Below are 762 nucleotides of genomic sequence, written 5' to 3'. Positions count from 1 at the left end.
CCCGTCGCCTTCGACGCTTCCACCCTGGAGCTCTGGGGCGCCCTGCTTCACGGCGCGCGCCTCGTCCTCGCTCCGCCTCACACGCCTTCTCTGGACGAACTCGCCGCGCTGCTGACTCACCACCGCGTCTCTACCCTCTGGCTCACCGCGGCCCTCTTCGAGCAGATGGTGCTTCACCAAGGCAATGCATTGGCTGCTGTCCGGCAGGTGCTCGCTGGCGGTGACGTGTTGCCTCCTCTTCGCGTCCGGCAGCACTTGGAGCGCATTCCCCTCGGCGCAGTCCTCGTCAACGGCTACGGCCCCACCGAGAACACCACCTTCTCCGCCACGCACTCCCTCCGCGCTGGGGAGGCCTTCGGCACCTCCGTCCCCATTGGCAGGCCCCTGGGACACTCCTCCGCCTTCGTCCTCGACTCGCGCATGGAGCCTGTCCCTGTCGGCGTCCCTGGCGAACTCTTCGTCGGTGGCGACGGCCTCGCCTGGGGCTACCTGAACCGCCCGGAGTTGACGGCCGAGAAGTTCCTCCCTCACCCCTTCTCCTCCGTCCCGGGCGCTCGCCTCTACCGCACCGGAGACCGCGTCCGCTGGAAGCCCGACGGCTCGCTGGACTTCCTCGGCCGCTCCGACTTCCAGGTGAAGGTGCGCGGCTTCCGCATCGAACTGGGCGAAATCGAGGCCGTCCTCCAGCAGGCCCCGGGCGTCCAGGAGGCCGTCGTCCTCGCTCGGGAAGACGCTCCTGGCGACAAGCGCCTCGTGGCCTAC

At 69.2% G+C, this 762-nt stretch carries 1 protein-coding gene; it reads left to right on the top strand.

The window, feature by feature from the left end:
- A partial coding sequence (locus HNV26_RS37375; RefSeq protein ID WP_171453041.1) for an AMP-binding protein occupies nt 1-762 on the top strand: 762 nt, incomplete at both ends.

This window comes from Myxococcus xanthus, from assembly GCF_013116825.1.
GTDB classification, from domain to species: domain Bacteria; phylum Myxococcota; class Myxococcia; order Myxococcales; family Myxococcaceae; genus Myxococcus; species Myxococcus xanthus_B.
This window is presented reverse-complemented; position numbering and strand designations above follow the sequence as displayed.